We start from the raw sequence: 20,413 nt of genomic DNA on the forward strand, positions 1-20,413 counted from the left end.
GGCCGAATCCGGCAAATTTATTCACCAGGGTCCGTGCCGGACACCTCACTCTGAGCCTCCTTTGTTTTTCCTCTCCGTAAGGATTCTCCGGTCAGCGTGAAACGGTGATGCCGTTGCATAACCCGATCCAGCAGGGCGTCAGCAATGGTGGCATCCCCGATCCACGCATGCCAGTGTTCGATGGGTAATTGGCTGGTGAGAATGGTGGCACGGGTAGCCGAACGGTCATCAATGATTTCCAGCAAATCCGAACGAGTGGCACTGTCAATGGCTCCCATTCCCCAATCGTCCAATACCAGTACATCTGTTTTGGCAAGTTGCATCAACCACTTCACAAAGGTGCCGCTGCCATGCATGACACGCAGTTCTTCCTGCAGGCGTGGGACCCTCAGATAAGTGGCAGAGAATCCACGCCGACAAGCATACTGGGCCAGCGCACAAGCCAACCAGGATTTACCTGACCCGGTGGCCCCGGTGATCAAAATGCTATGACCGGAACTCACCCAATCTCCCAGAGCCAGGCTCATGACCACACTGCGGTCAATCCCCCGACTGGGACGGACATTGATATCCTCGATGGCGGCCTGCGGATACTTGAGATGGGCTTGTTTGAGCAAGCGGACCAGCCTGCGGTCAGTCCGGTAGTGGACCTCCCGGTCAATCAGCAGTGCCAAGCGCTCTTCAAAGCTCATGCCGGCCATGCCCGACTGGGTCAGTTGTTCCTCAAGGCCGGTGGCCAATCCATTCAGTTTCAAGGTGCGCAATTGCGCCAGTGTAGTCTGCATCATCATGATCTTGTGTCCTATTGGTAGTAAGCCGGGCCCCGCACATGGGGGTGATCCGGGCTGATCCATTCGGTTGCGGGGGAGTGAGCGATCTGGTCGCGGTTATTGACCAGAATGTCGCGGACATGGCGGTATTTGCAGGTACCGATCTGAAGAGCCAGAACACAGGCGGCTTCCAGTCGTAATTTGCCATAGCGTTTGGCCAGAGACAGTAACCCCAGGCAGGCCCGATAACCGTGTTCTGGATGCTTGTGCTCCTCGATCAGGCGGGTCACTGTGACCCCGGTGGCCGGGCCAATGCTCTCACCCCCAGTGAATCAGACGCTGGGGTGTCCATTCCCCTATGGGCCCGGTGGGCCGCGGGCATATGCTCGGCGAGGGTGGTGAATCCACCGCGTTGATCGGAGCGAGCATGACTGGCCACCCGTTGCCCACGATGCAGGATCTCGACGACGCAGGCGGTGATCCGGGCTTCCAGTCCTGACCAATCAGGGCATGGGGCACACTGTACCGATGACCATTCACCTCGATGTGATAGTCGATATGGACCTTGGCGCTCTTGAAGTGGGCGATTTCATAGCGTTGAACCGGCAGGGGTTGCAATGCCGGTGCATCCAGCGCTGCAAAAGTACTGGCACGGCTGCCGGGCAGTTTCTGAAACGGTTTGTGATTGAGCCGTTCCAGCAACGGGGTGATTTCCTCATCCACCTCGTTAACCGTGGTAAACCGGTGATGACGCAGACGAGCCATGATCCAACGCTCAACCACCTGCACCGCAGACTCGACTTTGGCTTTATCCTGGGGGGAGTAGGTCCGGGCAGGAAGTACCGAGGTACCGTAGTGGCGGGCAAAATCCAGTACCGTGTCGTTACTGCGGGGCTCATAGCGGTCCGGATTGGCAATCAATGCCTTGGGGTTATCCGGGACGATGAGTTGGGTGACCCCACCATAGAATTCCAGTGCCCGGATCGTTCCATTTATCCAGTCCTCCGTCGTCTCGCGGGGCGTGGCACAGGCGAAGGTATAGCCGGATGCCCCCAGGGCCGCCACGAAGATATGGGCACGATCTCCTCCCACCAAGGGGATAGTTGGACCGGCAAAGTCAATGAACAACTTCTCCCCCGCGCGGTGAACCTGGCGCATGGAGCGCTTGAGAGTTCGGGCAAAACGCTGGTAGCAATCACAGAATTGAGAATAACTGTAGGTCTGGCTGTCCGCATATTCAGCCTGGTATTCTTCCCACAGCAACATCAGGGTCATGCCCTTGCGGCGCAATTCCTGATGAATACGGCCAAAGTTCGGCTGAACATGTCGGCGGGTCCGATGTGAAGAACCAACCAACTTCTGTTGCAAACTGGTTTCATCCAGCGTTTGTATGGTGGCCCAATCCAGACCTGCCGCCGTGGTCAGCCCAACATACTTGGCGACTACCCCCTTGGAGATCTTGAGAGCCATCGCAATTTGCTCATGACTGAGCCCAGCATCGAGTTTTAATCGAAGAACATCCTTGATTTTACGCATAGCAATCCTTGGTGTGGGCATGCTGGCTCCAAAAACTGATCAGCATACCCGTTCAGCGGGTCCATGCGTAACACCATTACCCCGTCGTATGACGCCATTCTGGCATCGTGACCGAAGATTCTGGAAACCCGCCAAAATCGGTCACGATAAATCAGAACAGGCGGTCACGATAAATCAGAATGACCGGTCACGATGCCGGAATGAGCGGTCACGTTGGGCCAGAATACCCACCAAGGCACCGAATAACAGATCCGCAAAATCATAACCATTTTCCTGACCCGGCGGGGCTCTGTGTTTGGTGCTGCTGTGATCGATCATGTTCCAAGTGGAAAAATCACCAGCCAGTTTGGGCATGTAGGCAAGGCCGATACGCAAGAGACCCTCGTCCTGCAAATAGAAGACGGGTACCTTTTTACCTGCGCGGTACTCGCGTTTCCAATAACCGGGCCAGGACATTTCATCCCTCTTCTCTTCATCGCCGTGAATACGAAGAAAGTCTGCCCATTCTTTGGGTTGGACGGAAATGGGGGGCTTGGTGTCATTGTGGAAAATAAAATCTTTGGACTTCCCGGTTTTTTGAGTACTTTCGTTGATTTGTCCGGTAAATACTGGAGTTCCCGGGATTTTTCCTTGATACAAGTTTGTGGCGACCTTCGATGTTGTGTCGACGTCGAAAAGGATGTTTTGTGGATCCCGTTTTCGGGTTGCACAGAGTTCTTTCCAACGGCGGTATTTGTCGGTCACGGAACCCCTTTCAAAGATGGGTTTAGGTATTTTGAAGACTTGTTCGAGGTCGCGATGATTCAATCGGACCATTTTGCAAGGATGGATCTCCTGTTTTCCATCCAGGGTGCGGCTTAGAAAGCCGGTTTTGATCTTGCCTTGGATGCGGGTTGCGTAGATGGAATCACTCTGGGTGATATCACGCAAGGCCGGTCGTTGTTCATCCACTTGGTGCATCCGGCCAAAGCCGGCAATTTCAATGACGGCACGAAGCATGCCTTTTATACTGGAACCGGGAATGGCATAGCGGCCGCCGGGCAATTGAAAGGGAGTGACTTCTCCAGGTTTGTCTTGTTCAGCTTTGGTTTGTTGTCCTCCGACCAGTAGGGGGGTATGAGTGGTGAGGGTCAGGGATAATTCCCCACTTACTCCATCCTGAAAGGGCCAGTCATGGGAAACCTGGGTGCTCCACTCGGGAATATGCACCCAGTTTGCCAAGGGGACAAAGTTGTAGGGCGCAGAAATCATGGGGTCGTTATCAGTTACCGAAGAAGATCGGGAATGATTTTTGGACGAATGATGGGGCGAAGGCATGATCAATCCCTTTTTTCTTTCAAGAAACCGGTAAAGCAGGTCGTGGTTTGTATGGCCCCTCGATCAGGGATGATTTTCCAGTAACGACGGTAACGCAATGCACCAAAAGACCGGTTGCTGGCCAGATGTAGAACTTCATCCCATAGTCCATCGCCATTGGGGTCATGGGCTATGCGTGTGAGTGTCCACTGGTTGTCGGGAGAACGGTGAAGAGCCAAGGTATGTTTGTCAGGGGTGACGACTTCGCCACTCAGAAGCATTCCCCAATTCTTTTCGGGCGGGGGTAATAGGCCTTCGAAAGGGAGTTGGCATGATTGCCACTGTAACCAGCCAGCACAAGGTTGACAGGCTTCCAATGCCATCCAGAGATCGACTGGGTCGGCGAATTTTTCCACGGGTCGAAAGATCGGGAAGCCGCGCTCCATGCGGGGTAACTGCAATCGGTTATGATTTGATTTGGATTGACACTCCAACAAATTGGCGTAGTCGGCCAGGATGGTTTCCATGTTCATCATGCGGCCTCGGTGGTGATGGATTTCTGAGAACCATGGGAGAAATCGATGAGCCAAGGGTTGGCTAGGGAACCTTCAAAAGTGCCCTGAAGGAACCCATTTCCAGAGGTCGAGCGTGCGCCCAATGCCAGTCGTCCCTCGCAAAGATCCGTCAGGGTGTCTTTGAATGCTTTTTGGAGGTTGTGTAGAGAAATCTGACGGTGAGCGGCAACTTTTTGCAATCGAGCAAGATCGAGTATAAGCCGTACGGTAAATTGACCCAGGTAGAGGTTTTGCTCATCAAACAACCTATGTTGTTGCACACCTCCAGTGAATCGGTCGATGGAATTGTGCATGAGGCGTGTATTTTTCTCATGATTGGGGTTCATGTACGCGTCATCCAGGTACAGGCAGCCAGCCCAACCACGCGCTTCTGGCTCATCTTTGAGTTCGCCGAACAGGGCGCACACTTCTGGTGCGGGCGTTTCATGGCTTTGCGGCCCATTCCATTGACCTGCGTGCCGCCGGGCATGATAACTCATGCGGTGGGATAAAACCCCTTTGAGTGATGTGGCGGGAATTAAAATATCTCGTTGCGGTTTGACTTCTCCCTGGCCATTCACCCATTGCACGCGTTCTTCGGTGACAGGCAGTAGATCTGGTTCCTTTAGGGGATTTCCAAGGGCTAGATCGCCTTGCCCAATGCGCCATAAACCCACTGCGCTCAGGCTGAGTGTGCCCTCAAGCCAGGTAACATTGGCAGCCATATTTTTCTGGATTGGAGTCAGAGTGAGCCCACGGGTGTGCGAAGGATCGCTGCCGAGCAGACCTAAAGCATGAACCTGAGCGGGCATGCGTAGATCATACCGTCCGGTGTATTGTGTGACACAGTGCATGGCACCCAGACCGCCACGGGTGGAACGGCCGAGACGAAAACCGGGGTGAGTGAGCAATGAAAGCAATTGATCCCATTCCTGTTTACTCTCTTCAACCTTGGCCCATAGGCGCAATTCGAAGGCGAAACGGTGACCGGCAGGCAGGATGGAAAGGTCAAACTTGCCGGTATCCATGGCGGTTCCCCGATGGTTCAAGCGTACACGATTACGATGGACGGGCAGATCTTTTTGGCGTTGGACACTCGAATAAATGGGATCTGAATTTATGCGTTCGGTTTCAAAAATGATTCCATCTGCAGCTCGCCCGTGACTGTCCAATAAGGCACCCCAACTGATGGTTACCCGTGAGGAGAAAGCAGCGACTGGGTTGTCAGAGCCTGAAGCAGAGGAATGTCCAAAAAGAGAATGAGTAGAGTTTTGACCGAATGTTTGGGTATACAAACCACGCAGTACACCAGCCAGACTGGTAGCAGGAATGGCGGGGAGATCATTGGCATCACGAACCAGCGTGGTATCGAACACACCGTCAGCGTTGCCTGTTCCAATGGAGAGGGGGGTGTGCGCTTCGATCAGGACTCGTGCCAGATACAGAATAGGAAATTCTTGTGTCATTTCAATTCCCCCCTTGTTTTTTTCTGGTTTGGATGACCGTCCATCAGTTTGCGGGCCAGATGTTGTACCAGGGAAGCATTGCACGAAGTTCCTTGGCTGATCTGCATCTTGATCCATTCGTCAAGAGTTTTGCAAGATTTATCCATGACACAAATATCCAGTCCCCAGTTCTTTCCCGTAGGTTTGATGACGGCGTTCGTATGGGAGAAAAGAGCCTGGTATAAATCATTTCCAGATTTTGTGCGTGCGGCTTGCAATACAGTGCCCCATTGGGAAACGGAAGGATAGAAATCTGTGGCGGTCTCTGGAAATCCTTTATCGCGACGCACGCTGTCGATCTGTTTCCAATAATCTCCGGCAATTTTCCATGCCTCTTCTTGACAATTTTCAAGGTCGGCTCCTTCTGGTTTTGTGAGCCAGTTCAACAAAGGGTGATTCGGTCGTTGAGGAGAAGGCAGTGAGGTTGTATCACGGTCAGTGGACGAGATGAAGGAAGGATGTTTGTGTCTGAGCAGGGGTGGATTGACCCAGACTTGACCGGCGCCTCCTTCACGGTACAGCCCGATCCTTCGAGTTAGAGACGCTGTAATGTTTGATAGATCCGAATCAGGAAAAGAAATGCTCAATACGCTCCCTGCCTGGATTCCAAAGCGCTCACGGTCATAGCCCTGCCGATAGGCATTCCAGGAACTGAAGGAACGAGTTCTGGTAAAACTTGTACGCCAGTCGATCTGGGCTCCAGGGGGCAGGCCCAAGGATTCGGCAGTGATGTCCGTACTGGGCATGCCAGAGGGGTGGCAGGGAAAGCAATCTGATAGAAACCAGAGAGTCAGTTGTCTGGTTTGTGCGGATTTCTCTTGGTCCTGGAAAGGCGGGTCAGCGGGAGTGACACGGATGGAGGTTCTGCCATACTCTGCACTGCGTGAACGGCCCAATAAAATTTCGCGCTCAAGAATTTCTTTGACTTGGCCCAACAGTTCAGGCGGAAAGTCATCGTCGGCTTCCAGTTCGGCTTTGAAACTTTGTCCCGCCATAAGGGATGAGTAACCAAAAAGTTGTCCTTCGGCAGCGCATCCAGTTCTTGGATCGATGGCGGTTTTTAGGCGGAAACTTGAACGGGGCAGTATCAATTCTCCATCTTCACTGATATAGCCTTCGCGCATCTGTTTGGGTTGTTGAAAATCCGGAAGTTCGGAGACATGAAGAAAGTTATAGATATGTTCTGGGTTGAGGGGATGATGAGGGGATACCTCTTGGGTCTTTGCACGGTGCCAGCACAGCGGGATAGGCCAAGCGACCTTGCCGGCATGGGTGGTGGGGTAGCCATTACCAAAACGCAGGGAGCCACTATGAAAAACAGCAAAGGCATCGTTTGTGGAAAGGTGCGGGTATAGTCGTGTCGCAACTGCGCCCAGAAGCGCTGAACCTGGAATGTGGGTGAGTGTCTGGTGTCCCCCGGTTGTGATATTTTGCATGCTGAAGATGCAATCTTCGTTCAGGGTGATGTCAAGAAGAAAGTGCTTCATGACGGGAATTCCTCCAAAGAGAGAATGGCTCGTCCCAATCCCCGGTTACGATGGGCACCTACGGCTGAAATGAGCGGGAGTACGGCAGTCAAATGTTGAACCCAGTCAGGAGGAGGTGTGATCCCCGGAACTGGTTCAAGACGGGCAGTTAATGATAACGGAATGACGACTTCCAATACGCGTAAACTTTTGTCTTTGGCACTTCCCATGACCCCATCGTTGTCGATGGCTGTTGAACTTAGGGCGCGAAACATTTTCAGGCGGGCATCCCTTCCTTCTTCGCTGTGTAGCCAAGGCGTAATCTCCTCCGGAAGTCGGGCATCACTGATGCGCAAACTGCCCTTGTTGGGGAGATAGGGAGACCCCTCTTCAGTACGGTCGCCGAACAGATCTCTGGCCAGATCGGCATATCCCGGCCATCCCCACAGGGCGACCCGTTCCATGGCATCACGCAATAAACCTTTGAGATGACGCCCCGGCAGGACGGGAAGCCCCTGGGCATCACGGTGTGCCGTGCTGTCGATCATGGCACCAGAGGTGCGTCCTGTTCCGGGTAACCAATAACTGCGAATGTCTACTTTCAGGAGGCAGTGGGTCATACGCGAGCCTCCTCTGAAATGTTTTCAGGCAGGAGATTGTTAACAGCACGGAGAGTCAATACATCGCCAAGTGGCGTTCGGTGATGAGGGCTTTGGGCTTCAAGAGGGGCGTAAGGAAGAGCCTTTTGAGAGTTATATTGCGGCAATAACTGTTTCATGATCTCGTCAAATTTATTGAGAATTTCTGATGGTTTTTCTTTCATGAGGAAACGCCAGCGTGCCCAACTCTGTCGCGCCTGGGTGGGTGATGATTCCAACAAATTGAGCAATTGCCGAATAGGTCCGTGAGCCATGGCGGGGTGTTGTAACAAGGCTTGCAAAGCAAAAAGATCCCCCAGTTTGGGTAAGGGAGACGTGAATTCGGTACTGAGAACATAAGTTCCCATCGTGAGCTCCAGAGTCGTATGGTCTGATCGGCGGATAGGTTCCAGAACATCACACGACAAGGTACCGGTCACCCGATGAAACATGACGGTTGACGGCGGGATCTGTCCGTTGGGAACGATTTTTTTAGCATCATTTTTGGCATGCCCCATCAATTTCTCTGCAACTTGAACTGCCAGTGAAAAGGGTTGGTTGGCTAAAAGATAGACGACACCAAATCCGATAGTCAGTTTGGGTGGCAAGTCGCAATTTAATGCTCGAAGTCGGGTTGCACTTTCGCGCTCAAAAGCACTGGCAAATGCCTGAATATAGTGCAAGGCAAGATCAGAACGGACGATGACGATGACATCGTCGCCGCCTAAAAGAATGGGTCGAGCCGCTAGTGGTTCTCCGGGTTTGCGATAGGGGATGAGTGCGATTTTAACGGCTTCCTGCGCGGCCTGGATGGTGCTACATTCCACCGCATTGGAAAAATCCTTGTAAAGTTCCTGAAATCGATCAGGAGTTGATTCGACCAATCCCTTGAGTTGTCGCAGTATTTGTCCCATACCATTACCATCCGCGTGAATCATGGCCACGCTTCGATTCTCGCCGACAAAAGGAAAAATTTGGTTGAAAGGTTTGGAATCCCTCTGAGAATTTTGTAGATCTGGTTCGTTTGGTTCGAAACTGGTGGGCCAGTCTCGCCAGTTAATGCCGGGTGGAGAAAATCGATCGATAAATCCGGCTGTTGACAGATCGGAAAAAATTCTTTTTCTTACTGTTGCACTGTCTATTGCGCCTTCATGAGAATGGTTTTTCGTTGCTGCCATGCCGGTGCGTGGGGTGCGAAGGGTAATGGGAGAACCGAGAGGGAGAAAAGCACGTGGGTGACTACTCGAGGATTGCATATTTCTTCGGGCTGTATCAAAGGCCTCGAGCATGGTTTTTCCTGAACCTTTCCCCATATCAAAAGATAACCCCGGTGCCCAGTGTTGTACTGCCAAGGACCACAGTGCAGAAAATCTGGCCAACACAATGGCATCCCTGCTGAAAGCATAGAATGCTCCCCCGGCGCGGCGCGAAAACTCAATACTGTCTTTCGCTGCTACGACAGAAAGAACATTGTCCAATAGGTTTTCTTCGGGAATTTTTTCATTGGTCAGAAGATCGATCAACTCGCTGGCCCCGATGGTATCGCGCAGACGGTCTCCCAGAAAGATATATTTCTGGATGGATTTGACTTCGAACAAGAAAGAATGAAATGTGTTCATCAGCAGTACCGTCTGTGGGTTATTAGATTTTGAAAGTGTGCAATGTCGATCATGTCTTTTCGAGCAATTCCATGAAGCAAGTGTTCAACGCCTGTGTCATGTCGTCAGGATCGAGCATCAATCGCCTGATTTCTTTCAATTTGGGCGGGGTACCATGGGCCAGGGCATTGCGTAGGTTTTTGAGAATGTTGTAGTGGTGGATTTTTCCTTGCGGAAATTGGTCCAGTTTGAGTTCGGATTTCAGCAATTTCAGAGCTTGGTCCCGTCCCCCATTAAAGTCGTTGGGGTTCAAACCCCGGACTGTGCATTCTCGGGTGACGAAGGCTTCCCATCCAAACACGGTTGCACGGACGAAATCTTTTCTTTCAAGGTAGGTCAGTGCAAGGGTCTTTTGGTGAGTGAAGAGGGTCCCCGTTCGTGCCCAAGCCAAACGTTTCAGCAAATTATCTTTGAAAAGTATTCCCGGGCCTTGAAGATGATCAAGCAGGGGTAACACTGTACCTAATTTGCGGGCGGCATCACTCAGATTGAAGGTGCGTTCATGGAATGCGGCGTCTTCAAGACAGCGCGCCTTATCTGCAGGGATCCCTGCGGTTTGCAACAGGGGAGAGAAGACACCATAGTCTCCGCTCTGGTCAAAACGGTTGAGGGCATTGATCCATCGTTCCACGGTCAGTAGTCCATCCAGTTGAACCACAGGAGTGATGCCACCGACCGTCATGTCCAAGGCACCATAATAAAGCCCTGTCACATCAACGTTGGCAACTCTTTCAATGAAGAACGCAGACAATAGTCCCAAGGCGGCGAGGTGACGAAAACCATGGGTGAGGTCCAGTATGACTTCGCTTTTAGGGACCACCTCCCCAATGGTTTGCAGGATGGCTATCTGTTCGGAGGTATCGCGTCCAAAGGGAATGATGCGCAGAACGACCGTATACCCTAGAAGGCTTTCGACGATGGGTTGAGCCAGTGCCAGAAGAGCGTCGGTAACTTGACCCTCCTGAGCGGCTACCATGAACTTTTCCCAGAGGTCCTCGTTTTCGGGAGAGAGATGACCGATCAGCATGTCCCACATGCTGCCGGAAGTGCCCAGAATGACCATGCGCTCGGGCTGGAATTTCTGGGCAAGAGCCAGACCGAAGAAGGGCGTTTCGAACTCTGATCCATCCGTAAAACGATAACGGGCGCATCGATATCCTGTGCGCGGATCTACGGTATTCCTGCCCAAAAAACTTACCAAAGTTGTGTTCATTTCCCTCCCGATCTTTATCAACACAATAAGGTTTTCTGTGAACTTGAACCATTTGACTGACGAGGTGCTGATCGTGACAGATTGAAGGGAGGAAATCAATAGAGAGTTTCGAGCATCAGAAAAGTATCTTGGCAGAAGAAAATTGTCCTGCATAAATCAACATTGATTCATAAGAAAGCAAGTCAATATAGCCAGTAAAGATCGTGACTGGAGAGGACCGATGACCCTCGACATGCAACTTTGCAAAGTCTGGGGTGGCCTGCATGCTTTGCTAGGATTAAGTCATTGTGTTGCAGTTATTTTTGATAAGGAGACTGAAATGGGAATGTTCTCATTGAGTAATGGGTTTTTTTCATGTTTCGAAGACAGTACTTGATATTTCCGATTTTAAAAATATATCGTATGATACTATGCCCACGTTTTGATTTTTATCGAAACGTATTGGTGACCAAAACAAAATAATTACAATCTGCTTTTTTACAAGGGTTAAAAAATGAATAAAATATTTTCTCAAGGGGTTGTTGGCAGTATGGTGGTTCTCTGTGTTGCTCTGGCAGGATGTGCAAGCACGGGAAATGAGAGCATTCGCGCGGAATCCTCATCAACGATCAAGGATAAAATCGTAGAAGGGAAAACGACACAAGCCCAAGTTCAGTCGTTGTTTGGGGCACCTACCGTGACGTCGTTTACAGATAGTGGTCTGGAAGTTTGGACCTATGATTTCACCAAAATGTCGGCGGATGCCATCAGTTATGTGCCTGTAGTAAATTGGTTCGGAGCCAGTTCCAGCGGTACGAAGAAATCTCTGGTAGTTCTCTTTGACAAACAGAATGTTGTTCAGCGGTATTCCTTGAAAGAAGCCGAAGTCAGCCAAAAGACGGGACTATTCAATAGATGATTGATGATGATTTCACGGGAAAGAGTAACTTTGTGCGTGATATAGTCATGGCATACTTCAAAAGGTACGCATCCTTGTGATTCTAGGTGGTTGGGGCCCTAATGAGCGGCAGTACATCCATTGGGTCCCCCCTGTCCGATTTCTTGGTTTATTGGAGGAATGGACATCATCTTGAACTGGAGTGGAGATGAAATCAAATTACGACCCTAAAACAGCGAGACTGATTGTCGCTATTCTGCTGACCGTGGTTTTTTCAAATCTGGTGGCTGAGGGGAGTAAGGATCTTTTATATGGGGTGCTCAAGATCAGTCCCGATGGGATATGGGCCAATGTGGTCATAATCTGTATCAGTCTTCTTGGGTTTGGCATGGTTTCCTTGTGGATCAAGAAGTTGACGGAGGAATATCTGTCTGTCAGGCATTTGAAAAACCGCACGGGCGTCAAATCCCATCAAGCCGTGATCATGATGGCTTCAACGCCATCGGGCTACAATGTAGACTCATCGGAAGGGAAGGTCACCATTCAAACGAGCAAGTCGAATGTGTCGTTGTCCGAGGATATTGCCGAGGATATTGACCAATTGGATAGGTTGAATCTGCAGCAGTTCTTACGCGCCTTGAAACCCCATCTGGGTGCATTGAAATACCTGTTCCTATTGAGCTCTGGGGGAAAGAATGGTTCTTATGAGTATCTGACAGCGTTCGAGATGGTTGTTCGCCATTATGTTGGCGATTCTGTACAAGTATTTCATCAAGGGAGTGAACATCTTTCTTTTGATGATCTCGAAGGGGTATACCAGGAATTCAAGTCATGTATCGATTTTCTTAGTAAAGAGAAAAAAGTCTCTCATGGCGAAATCATGATTGATGTGACTGGGGGCACAAAAACCGCCAGTATAGCTGCGGCCTTGGCGACATTGGAGCATGAGGATATCGAACTTCAGTATGTGCAAACTACTTCACCCTATGGTGTGGTTTCCTATAACGTGATCAGCAAGTCGCAAGGGAAAGTGACGGGGTGAGATCAAAACCAGGTTTTGAGAACGATGGAAGAAACCCCGGCCAGAAGAAATCCCAACATCCACTGAAAAATCTGAAGTCGGGCATCAAAAATTTTTAGTCGGGCATCAATGTGTGTTTCCAGGCTTTTCAGGTCATCACGTGAGGCTAATTCACGGATATTGAGGTCCAGGGCTTCAAACAGTGCATGGGCTTCGGCTTCAGCCTGGCGCGTTGTAACCCCGGCATCCTTGAGACGGTTGGCGAATTTCAGTGTGTCGAAGGATAGGGTGGTCATGGATCGACTCCCAGAAGGAATGTGATTTACCAATCGTTGAAGTATAGCACTCTGATCTTGAAGGGACTCGCAGGAAAGAAGAACGCATTGAGCCTGTTGTGTTCTTCTATCCTGGTTCGGTAAATGACCTACGGGGTTGCCAATTCCACTCTGCGATGGTTTTGAGTACTGCCATGATTTTTTCTTTTGAGATCAATCAATGAACGACAATCAGAACAAAGAAGATAGAGAAATGAAGCGTATTCTGCTCTGTGCCATTGGCATGTCCCCACAAATTGTCACCGAGACGATTTATGCGCTGGCGGTACACCCCAATGAGGGACGTAACCCTTGGATACCCACTGAGATTCACCTGATTACGACCGGAAAAGGAGCCCACCATGCCCGTCTCAATCTTCTGTCGGGCAAACCCGGCTGGTTTCACCAGTTGTGTCAGGATTATCGGTTGCCTTCCATAGAATTTCCTCCAGAGAATATCCATATCCTGGAAAATCCAGATGGTACTGAGTTGGAAGATATTCGTACGGTGCAAGACAACGAATCAGCCGCAGATCAAACGGCTCGATTGGTGTCGTATTTTACTCGAAATCCTCAGGTTGAGTTGCATGTATCCTTGGCTGGGGGAAGAAAAACCATGGGGTATTATCTGGGTTATGCACTATCGCTTTTTGGTCGTAGCCAAGATCGTTTATCCCATGTTCTGGTCAACGAACCCTACGAAGCCCACCCCGATTTTTACTACCCGACTCCCTATGAACACGTGATTCATACCCGTGATCCAAAATCGCCCGAAGCCAGAGATTGTCAGGACGCAGTGGTGGCGCTGGCAGAAATTCCTTTTGTACGGTTGCGGGATGGATTGCCCGAACGACTATTGGATGGCCGTGCCGGTTTCATGGAAGCGGTACTCATGGCCAATCGGATGAGCCGTGAGGTGTGCATGCGCTTTTCTGTGGCAGCCAAACAGGTTTGGGTGAACGACGTTCTTCTTCCTTTGAAAGAACGGGACTTTGCTCTGTACTTGTGGTTTGCCCACGCCAAATACGCTGGTACACCAGAGATCGACTGGCTGATTCCTGAAGGTTCTTTGGGGTGGCGCGAAGGTTATTTGCGTATTTTGCGTGAGCTGGGACCTTCGTTACGCAGGGAATATGTCGCGGTGGAAGAGGCGCTAGAAAAATCTTATAACGATTTCGAGGAAGAGACAGCGCACTACCTGAGTCCCTTGCTTTCTCGTCTCAACAAGAGGATTCGCAAGGAGTTGGGCGAATCCTTGGCGCAGCGTTGCATGATTCAATCCCGCTGGGAGGAAGCATGGCACAAGGGGAAAAAAAGGCGGCAGATCTATTATTTTCTGCCTCATGATCTGAGTGTCGAGATCCATTGAATTTGAGCGCATTCGTTGGAATAAGAAAGGTGAGAGCAGAGTGTTTGCTTGATCCGGTGCTTTGGGGGTATAGTGAAGCCATGGACAAGTATTTCGCGGCGTTGGAGAGTAAGGTCGATCGGGTGGTGGACCAGTGTGATCGGTTGCGATCCGAGAACCAGCGTCTGCGTCAGGAGTTGATCGAACGTACCGAGGAGTTGCGTGCCATGTCTGCAAAGATGGAGGAGGCGCGATACCGGTTGCAGAAATTGATGGATCAGACGACGGAGGTGGCATGAACCGTCCTGTAGCCAAAGTTTTGGAAATCGTTATTTACGACCGCACCTATCGGGTCGCGTGTGAGGAGGGCCAACACCCCTTGTTGCAAGAGGCTGCGCTGGAACTGGATCGACGCATGCGTGAGGCGCGCAGTCATGCTGAGGTGGGGCCGGAACGTGCCGCCGTGATGGTGGCCTTGAATGCGGTATACGAGATGATGGAACAAAAAGTTGCCAGCAGTTGGGATGTGGGTGAAGTGAAGCATCGTATCAAGGCGGTTGAAGATCAGTTGGATCGGTGTTTTTTTGAGCAGATTAATTTGTTTTGAGTTTTCCCCTGGGGTGCTCGCGATGGTTCCGATTTTTTGAACCGATAAGCATCCAAGCCTGGTGATTGGCCCGAAGGAGACTGTTGTGCGCTGGATTTATCTCCGGTACCTGAAGTTTCCGGCAAATTGCCCTCTTTATTGAGTAGGGTTCAGGATGACGGCCAGACGGCATCACCGGGGGAACCATCTTTCTCATTCGATCATTTTCGTGACATTGGTTGGGGTAGAGACGGGTGGAGAGGGCGTTCAGCGCAGATCCTGCGCCGTGGTATAAGACACAACCGTATTGCGTCCCTGGGCCTTGGCTCGATACATGGCGAAGTCGGCCTGACGAATCAGATTCTCTGCGTCGATGGCATGGGTTTGGCAGAATGTCATGCCGATGCTGGCGGAAAGCGTCAAAGGCGAAACGGATTCCAATATAAAGGGGTCATTCAGGGTTTCGCGGATCTTTTCTCCTATCCCCAGAGCAGACAGCGGGTTTTCCACCCCCATGAGCAGGACGATGAACTCATCTCCTCCCAAACGGGCAATGGTGTCCGATTCTCGGACACAGGATTGCAGTCGGGTGGCCGTTTCCCGAAGGACCAGATCGCCGACATGGTGACCGAAATTGTCGTTGATGGGTTTGAAATGGTCAAGGTCCACAAAAAGCAGGGCAATTCCCGGACTTTCTCGGTTGAGGGAACGAATGGCCTGACTGAGGCGATCCATGAGCAAAAGTCGATTGGGCAATCCGGTCAAAGGGTCGGAGTAGGCGGTGAAGCGTAGATTCTGCAAGGCCGCATCCACCTGCGTCAAATCCCGCACAATGGCGATAAAGATCCAATCTCCAGGACTTTGTTCGACGGAGGTGAGAACCAGCGTGATGGGGAAGACTTCCCCATTTTTTCGTTTGCCCACCAACTCCCGGTTCTGGGAGGACGGAATGATTCCACCCCAGTCCAGAAAATGGCGAATATGCTGGTCATGATGGGTGCAATGGGGCTCAGGCATCAACAGGGTCACATTCTGGCCCAGGGCTTCAGCGCGGGTATATCCAAAAGTCAGCGTGGCCGCGCGATTGAACGAGGTGATCAGGCCATCGGTCGAGGCCATGATGACCGAGTCGAAAAGGTGATCCAGAACATGATCGAGTACCTTCTCCGCGTGGATCATCGGAGAACTTGACTTGTTGGTCTGGGGGTTCTTGTCGGTAGGGTTGCCGTGCGTCATATCACCTCCATCATGGGATATCAGACGATGACCGGTCCTTTGGGGCGGGACTTTCATACACGCACATCCTGTGTGCAGTTTCATTTTGTGCCAAATCTTGGTTTCGTACAATCCGTAAAGTCGATTACGGCACTGTCAGAAGAAACGCACTGGAATGAAAGGGGGGGGATTAGGAGTTATTGGGCGGGGTTTCGGAGACTTCTGAACATTCCATTTCCTTGGAGGAAGAGAAAAATTGCGTCTATCGGGCCTGGATCATCACTACAGGCGTCATGTATCGAAACTGTTCTAAACCTCCCCATGGCTAAAGCGAGGGGATTCTCGCGGAGATGGGTTGAGCATGTGCGGGAAGAGAGGGGCCATAGTAGGCGCGGATGAAGTACAGGGGACGTTGTTTGCTTTCTTCGTACAGACGTCCGAGGTATTCTCCGATGATGCCCAAGGCCATCAACTGAACCCCGGCAAAAAACAGGATGGCCACCATCAGAGAAGGGTAGCCCTTGACGGAATTGCCATAAATCAGGGTATCGAGAATAACTTTGAGCGCGTACAGGAAGGTCAGGGAAGAGACTGCGAATCCCAGGTAGGAGGCCATGCGCAGGGGTACATGACTGAAGGAGGTGATGCCCTCGAGGGCAAAATTCCACAAACGCCAGAAATTGAATTTGCTGACGCCGGCCAACCGTTCCGGGCGCTCGTAACTGACGGACGTGACTTTGAAACCGACCCAGGCAAAGAGACCTTTCATAAAACGGCGGCGCTCGGGAAATTGGCGCAAAGCTTCCAGAATGGCGCGGTTCATGAGACGAAAATCTCCGGCATTTTCCGGGATAGGAACTTCACTCAGACGGTTGATGAGGGTGTAGAACCAATGGGCGGTGTGGCGTTTCAGCCAACTGTCGGTTTGTCGGCTGGAACGAGTCGCCAATACCATGTCATATCCGGCCCGCCATTGGTCAACCATGGCGGGGAGTAGTTCGGGGGGGTCCTGCAAATCGGCATCCATGGGGATGGCAGCATCGCCACGAGCTTCGAGGAGACCGGCGGTCAACGCGGCTTCCTTTCCGAAATTCCGGGACAGATCGAGAATGACCACCCTGGTATCCCGAGCGCGCAGGGCCAGTAATTGATTCAGGGTGTCATCGGTACTGCCGTCATTGATACAGACCAGTTCCCAGGAAAGTCCCATGGGCTCCAGGACATGACAGAGACGGTCGAAAAAAACCGTCAGATTCTGAGCCTCGTTGTGCATGGGTACCACCACAGAAAGAATCGGGGGTGTGGAGGTGGAAAGGTTTGACGTAGAATTCATGTTTTCAATTATACTGCGCTCCGAGACCGTTCATGTTCCTGGCAACCGAAAAGTTTAAGCGTATTTTGTTGTTTGCGGCAGCGGGAACCGTGGGGTTCGGTGTCGATGCGTTGACTGTGCAGGCCACCCATACATACTGCGGGTTGGTGGGCGCACAAGTTTTTGGGTTTCTTCTGGCGGTGACGGTGACCTGGGGGTTGAATCGGCGCTATGCCTTCGCAGGGCGAGGGAGCAAACGCTGGCTGGGGGAGTGGGCGCGCTACTTGATGGCCAATGGGTGGGGTGCGCTACTCAACAATGGTACCTATCTTCTGGCGATCTGGTTGAGTTCATGGTTGGCAGGTCATCCTGTTGTTGCGGTGGCGTTGGGTTCGCTGGCAGGGATGGGGGCGAACTATCTTGCGGCACAGCGATGGATATTTATTCATGCACCAACTACAAAAAAGCATTGACAACACTACGTCTCCTTGCCCATAATCACGGGTTCGTTTAGGAGGGGTTCCCGAGCGGTCAAAGGGATCAGACTGTAAATCTGACGGCTCTGCCTTCGAAGGTTCGAATCCTTCCCCCTCCACCAAAGGTTTAGAAAGACAGCAGACTCAAAAATATCGGGTTTGTGGCATGTTGAAGACGGTGTGCGGGTGTAGCTCAATGGTAGAGCAGAAGCCTTCCAAGCTTACGACGAGGGTTCGATTCCCTTCACCCGCTCCAACAGTTGAAAAGTTTTGGCCCATGTAGCTCAGTGGCAGAGCACTCCCTTGGTAAGGGAGAGGTCACCAGTTCAATCCTGGTCATGGGCTCCAAGTCTAAGACGATCATCAGCGGCGCAAGCCGAGATTTAGCGAGGGACATTATGGCAAAGAGCAAATTTGAGCGGACGAAGCCGCATGTGAATGTGGGGACGATTGGCCACGTGGATCATGGAAAGACGACGCTGACGGCGGCGATGACGGTGGTATTGTCGAAGAAGTTTGGTGGTGAGGCGAAGTCTTACGCTCAGATTGATTCGGCGCCGGAAGAGAAGGCGCGGGGGATCACGATCAATACGGCGCATGTGGAGTATGAGACGGTGAATCGTCATTATGCACACGTGGACTGTCCTGGGCACGCGGATTATGTGAAGAACATGATTACGGGTGCGGCGCAGATGGATGGAGCGGTGTTGGTGGTATCGGCGGCGGATGGACCGATGCCGCAGACCCGGGAGCACATTTTGTTGGCCCGTCAGGTGGGGGTTCCGTACATTGTGGTGTACATGAACAAGGCGGACATGGTGGACGACGCGGAGTTGCTGGAGTTGGTGGAGATGGAAGTCCGGGAACTGTTGTCGAAGTACAATTTTCCTGGGGATGACACGCCGATTGTGATTGGAAGCGCGTTGAAGGCGCTGGAAGGGGATCAGTCGGAGATTGGAGAGCCCTCGATCTGGAAGTTGGCGGAAGCGTTGGACACATACATTCCTGAGCCGAAGCGTGCGATTGATGGACCGTTTTTGATGCCTGTGGAAGATGTATTTTCCATTTCAGGGCGCGGGACGGTGGTGACGGGTCGGATTGAGCGCGGGATAGTGAAGGTTGGGGATGACATCGAGATTGTGGGGTTGAAGACCACGCAAAAGACGGTGTGTACTGGGGTTGAGATGTTCCGCAAGTTGCTGGATCAAGGGCAGGCGGGGGACAATGTTGGGGTATTGCTGCGCGGGACGAAGCGTGAGGACGTGGAGCGTGGACAGGTGTTGGCGAAGCCTGGATCGATTACGCCGCACACCAAGTTTACGGCGGAGATTTATGTATTGTCGAAGGATGAAGGGGGTCGTCACACACCGTTTTTCCAGGGATATCGTCCGCAGTTTTACTTTCGTACGACGGATGTGACGGGGGCGATTGAGTTGCCTGAGGGGACGGAGATGGTGATGCCTGGAGACAACGTGTCGGTGACGGTGACGTTGATTGCACCGATTGCGATGGAAGAGGGGCTGCGATTCGCGATTCGCGAAGGTGGTCGGACCGTGGGCGCCGGGGTTGTCGCTAAAGTGATTCAGTAATAAAACAGGCCAGTAGCTCAATTGGCAGAGTGACGGTCTCCAAAACCGTAGGTTGGGGGTTCGAGGCCCTCCTGGCCTGCCAAGGTTTACAAAGGAAATTCAACGCCCATGGCGGATAAACTCAAGTTTGCCCTCGCCCTTGCCCTTGTAGTGGCGGGGTTGGTGGGCTATTACCAATTAGCGGACCATGCTTTGGTATTGCGGGTTCTGGCCGTATTGGCGGGATTGGGATTGGGTGCTGCCGTTGCCTGGTTTACGGTGCCTGGACAGGACTTCTACCGTTTCTCTCAGGACGCGGTGGTGGAGGCTCGACGAGTTGTTTGGCCTTCCCGTAAGGAAACCTGGCAGACCACTCTGGTGGTTTTTGCTCTGGTACTGGTGGTGGGGGTATTCCTGTGGTTGGTGGACTGGGGATTGCTGGTGGCGGTACAACGATTGATGGGGCGGTCTGAATGATGACAATGCGCTGGTATGTGGTACATGCCTATTCCGGCTTTGAAAAGAGTGTGCAGCGAGCGCTCAAGGAACGAATCACGCGAGCGGGCATGAACGAGCAGTTTGGCGACATTCTGGTCCCCGTGGAAGAAGTCGTGGAGATGAAAGGCGGTCAGAAGAGCATCAGCGAACGCAAGTTTTTCCCGGGCTATATTCTGGTACAAATGGATATGACCGATGAGACTTGGCATCTGGTCAAGAGCACGCCGAAAGTGACGGGGTTTGTGGGTGGAAAAGCCAATAAGCCGACTCCCATCACCGACAAGGAAGTACAAAACATTCTGAACAAGGTACAGGAAGGGGTCGAGAAGCCCAGGCCCAAAGTTCTGTTTGAAGTTGGCGAGAGCGTTCGCGTCAAGGATGGCCCCTTCACTGACTTCAATGGCATGGTGGAAGAAGTGAATTACGACAAGAATAAACTCCGGGTATCCGTACTGATTTTTGGGCGGGCAACACCCGTAGAGTTGGATTTTGGACAGGTGGAAAAGGGCTAGGTCGCCTGATTCCAGTCATTCTGGGGAGGTGAACGCAGGTTCACCGCTGG

At 51.8% G+C, this 20,413-nt stretch carries 20 protein-coding genes, 4 tRNA genes, 1 other RNA gene and 1 pseudogene; 14 read left to right on the forward strand and 12 right to left on the reverse strand.

What is annotated here, in order from left to right; genetic code table 11:
* Nucleotides 1–17 precede the first annotated feature (17 nt).
* The 9 genes and pseudogenes from istB to csx2 form a co-directional block, all read right to left on the reverse strand.
* The gene (istB, locus tag HO274_RS08825; RefSeq protein WP_062188636.1) at nucleotides 18–791 is read right to left on the reverse strand and encodes an IS21-like element helper ATPase IstB; all 774 of its coding nucleotides are present in this window, start codon (nucleotides 789–791) and stop codon (nucleotides 18–20) included.
* An 11-nt stretch (nucleotides 792–802) separates the two neighbouring features.
* Nucleotides 803–2,327: pseudogene (istA, locus tag HO274_RS08830) on the reverse strand (IS21 family transposase).
* 153 nt (nucleotides 2,328–2,480) lie between these two features.
* A complete protein-coding gene (locus HO274_RS08835; protein WP_273118891.1) occupies nucleotides 2,481–3,623 on the reverse strand; it encodes an RAMP superfamily CRISPR-associated protein in 1,143 nt (380 codons plus the stop codon).
* Between the two features lie 2 nt (nucleotides 3,624–3,625).
* Nucleotides 3,626–4,138, reverse strand: a complete 513-nt coding sequence (locus HO274_RS08840; protein WP_273118892.1) for a hypothetical protein — start codon at nucleotides 4,136–4,138, stop codon at nucleotides 3,626–3,628.
* On the reverse strand, nucleotides 4,135–5,622 hold the full coding sequence (locus tag HO274_RS08845; RefSeq protein ID WP_273118895.1) for an RAMP superfamily CRISPR-associated protein: 1,488 nt from the start codon (nucleotides 5,620–5,622) through the stop codon (nucleotides 4,135–4,137). Before HO274_RS08845 ends, HO274_RS08840 begins: the two co-directional genes overlap by 4 nt.
* Nucleotides 5,619–7,148, reverse strand: coding sequence for a hypothetical protein (locus HO274_RS08850; RefSeq protein WP_273118896.1), 1,530 nt, complete (start codon nucleotides 7,146–7,148; stop codon nucleotides 5,619–5,621). The genes HO274_RS08845 and HO274_RS08850 overlap by 4 nt, the downstream gene beginning before the upstream one ends.
* Nucleotides 7,145–7,747, reverse strand: coding sequence for an RAMP superfamily CRISPR-associated protein (locus HO274_RS08855; protein WP_273118899.1), 603 nt, complete (start codon nucleotides 7,745–7,747; stop codon nucleotides 7,145–7,147). The genes HO274_RS08850 and HO274_RS08855 overlap by 4 nt, the downstream gene beginning before the upstream one ends.
* The gene (locus HO274_RS08860) at nucleotides 7,744–8,943 is read right to left on the reverse strand and encodes a Cas10/Cmr2 second palm domain-containing protein (RefSeq protein ID WP_273118902.1); all 1,200 of its coding nucleotides are present in this window, start codon (nucleotides 8,941–8,943) and stop codon (nucleotides 7,744–7,746) included. Before HO274_RS08860 ends, HO274_RS08855 begins: the two co-directional genes overlap by 4 nt.
* A gap of 490 nt (nucleotides 8,944–9,433) precedes the next feature.
* Nucleotides 9,434–10,636 (reverse strand): TIGR02221 family CRISPR-associated protein, encoded by a 1,203-nt coding sequence (gene csx2 / locus HO274_RS08865; protein ID WP_273118905.1) that lies wholly within the window; start codon nucleotides 10,634–10,636, stop codon nucleotides 9,434–9,436.
* A 493-nt stretch (nucleotides 10,637–11,129) separates the two neighbouring features.
* Here csx2 and bamE point away from each other — a divergent pair, with 493 nt between their 5' ends.
* Together bamE and HO274_RS08875 are read left to right on the forward strand one after the other, a co-directional pair.
* Nucleotides 11,130–11,534: an outer membrane protein assembly factor BamE domain-containing protein gene (gene bamE, locus HO274_RS08870; RefSeq protein ID WP_273118908.1), complete on the forward strand. Its 405-nt coding sequence runs from the start codon at nucleotides 11,130–11,132 to the stop codon at nucleotides 11,532–11,534.
* A 187-nt stretch (nucleotides 11,535–11,721) separates the two neighbouring features.
* Nucleotides 11,722–12,555: a hypothetical protein gene (locus HO274_RS08875; RefSeq protein ID WP_273118911.1), complete on the forward strand. Its 834-nt coding sequence runs from the start codon at nucleotides 11,722–11,724 to the stop codon at nucleotides 12,553–12,555.
* A 2-nt stretch (nucleotides 12,556–12,557) separates the two neighbouring features.
* On the opposite strand, the gene HO274_RS08880 is transcribed toward HO274_RS08875, so the two are convergent.
* Complete coding sequence (locus HO274_RS08880; protein WP_273118913.1) at nucleotides 12,558–12,830, reverse strand: CCDC90 family protein; 273 nt, start codon at nucleotides 12,828–12,830, stop codon at nucleotides 12,558–12,560.
* A 232-nt stretch (nucleotides 12,831–13,062) separates the two neighbouring features.
* Here HO274_RS08880 and csm6 point away from each other — a divergent pair, with 232 nt between their 5' ends.
* The 4 genes from csm6 to ssrS all read left to right on the forward strand — a co-directional run bounded on the left by csm6 (nucleotide 13,063) and on the right by ssrS (nucleotide 14,988).
* A complete protein-coding gene (gene csm6, locus HO274_RS08885) occupies nucleotides 13,063–14,217 on the forward strand; it encodes a CRISPR-associated ring nuclease Csm6 (protein ID WP_273118917.1) in 1,155 nt (384 codons plus the stop codon).
* 29 nt (nucleotides 14,218–14,246) lie between these two features.
* Nucleotides 14,247–14,495, forward strand: coding sequence for a cell division protein ZapB (gene zapB / locus HO274_RS08890; RefSeq protein ID WP_273118919.1), 249 nt, complete (start codon nucleotides 14,247–14,249; stop codon nucleotides 14,493–14,495).
* On the forward strand, nucleotides 14,492–14,803 hold the full coding sequence (locus tag HO274_RS08895) for a cell division protein ZapA (RefSeq protein ID WP_031597687.1): 312 nt from the start codon (nucleotides 14,492–14,494) through the stop codon (nucleotides 14,801–14,803). Before zapB ends, HO274_RS08895 begins: the two co-directional genes overlap by 4 nt.
* A gap of 2 nt (nucleotides 14,804–14,805) precedes the next feature.
* A non-coding RNA gene (gene ssrS, locus HO274_RS08900) (6S RNA) lies at nucleotides 14,806–14,988 on the forward strand.
* A gap of 61 nt (nucleotides 14,989–15,049) precedes the next feature.
* On the opposite strand, the gene HO274_RS08905 is transcribed toward ssrS, so the two are convergent.
* Both HO274_RS08905 and HO274_RS08910 read right to left on the reverse strand, forming a co-directional pair.
* Nucleotides 15,050–16,018, reverse strand: a complete 969-nt coding sequence (locus HO274_RS08905; protein ID WP_160171555.1) for a sensor domain-containing diguanylate cyclase — start codon at nucleotides 16,016–16,018, stop codon at nucleotides 15,050–15,052.
* 304 nt (nucleotides 16,019–16,322) lie between these two features.
* On the reverse strand, nucleotides 16,323–17,330 hold the full coding sequence (locus HO274_RS08910) for a glycosyltransferase family 2 protein (RefSeq protein WP_051862418.1): 1,008 nt from the start codon (nucleotides 17,328–17,330) through the stop codon (nucleotides 16,323–16,325).
* A 32-nt stretch (nucleotides 17,331–17,362) separates the two neighbouring features.
* Here HO274_RS08910 and HO274_RS08915 point away from each other — a divergent pair, with 32 nt between their 5' ends.
* The 8 genes from HO274_RS08915 (at nucleotide 17,363) to nusG (ending at nucleotide 20,363) form a co-directional block, all read left to right on the forward strand.
* Complete coding sequence (locus tag HO274_RS08915) at nucleotides 17,363–17,782, forward strand: GtrA family protein (RefSeq protein ID WP_035417550.1); 420 nt, start codon at nucleotides 17,363–17,365, stop codon at nucleotides 17,780–17,782.
* A 40-nt stretch (nucleotides 17,783–17,822) separates the two neighbouring features.
* Nucleotides 17,823–17,907, forward strand: a tRNA-Tyr gene (locus tag HO274_RS08920).
* A gap of 60 nt (nucleotides 17,908–17,967) precedes the next feature.
* A tRNA-Gly gene (locus HO274_RS08925) sits at nucleotides 17,968–18,041 on the forward strand.
* Between the two features lie 17 nt (nucleotides 18,042–18,058).
* Nucleotides 18,059–18,133, forward strand: a tRNA-Thr gene (locus HO274_RS08930).
* Between the two features lie 50 nt (nucleotides 18,134–18,183).
* Complete coding sequence (gene tuf, locus HO274_RS08935) at nucleotides 18,184–19,374, forward strand: elongation factor Tu (RefSeq protein ID WP_062187353.1); 1,191 nt, start codon at nucleotides 18,184–18,186, stop codon at nucleotides 19,372–19,374.
* Between the two features lie 6 nt (nucleotides 19,375–19,380).
* A tRNA-Trp gene (locus tag HO274_RS08940) sits at nucleotides 19,381–19,456 on the forward strand.
* A 26-nt stretch (nucleotides 19,457–19,482) separates the two neighbouring features.
* A complete protein-coding gene (secE, locus tag HO274_RS08945; protein WP_062187356.1) occupies nucleotides 19,483–19,830 on the forward strand; it encodes a preprotein translocase subunit SecE in 348 nt (115 codons plus the stop codon).
* Nucleotides 19,830–20,363, forward strand: coding sequence for a transcription termination/antitermination protein NusG (nusG, locus tag HO274_RS08950; RefSeq protein ID WP_031596349.1), 534 nt, complete (start codon nucleotides 19,830–19,832; stop codon nucleotides 20,361–20,363). Before secE ends, nusG begins: the two co-directional genes overlap by 1 nt.
* Nucleotides 20,364–20,413 lie beyond the last annotated feature (50 nt).

This window comes from Ferrovum myxofaciens (genome assembly GCF_013181415.1).
GTDB classification, from domain to species: domain Bacteria; phylum Pseudomonadota; class Gammaproteobacteria; order Burkholderiales; family Ferrovaceae; genus Ferrovum; species Ferrovum myxofaciens.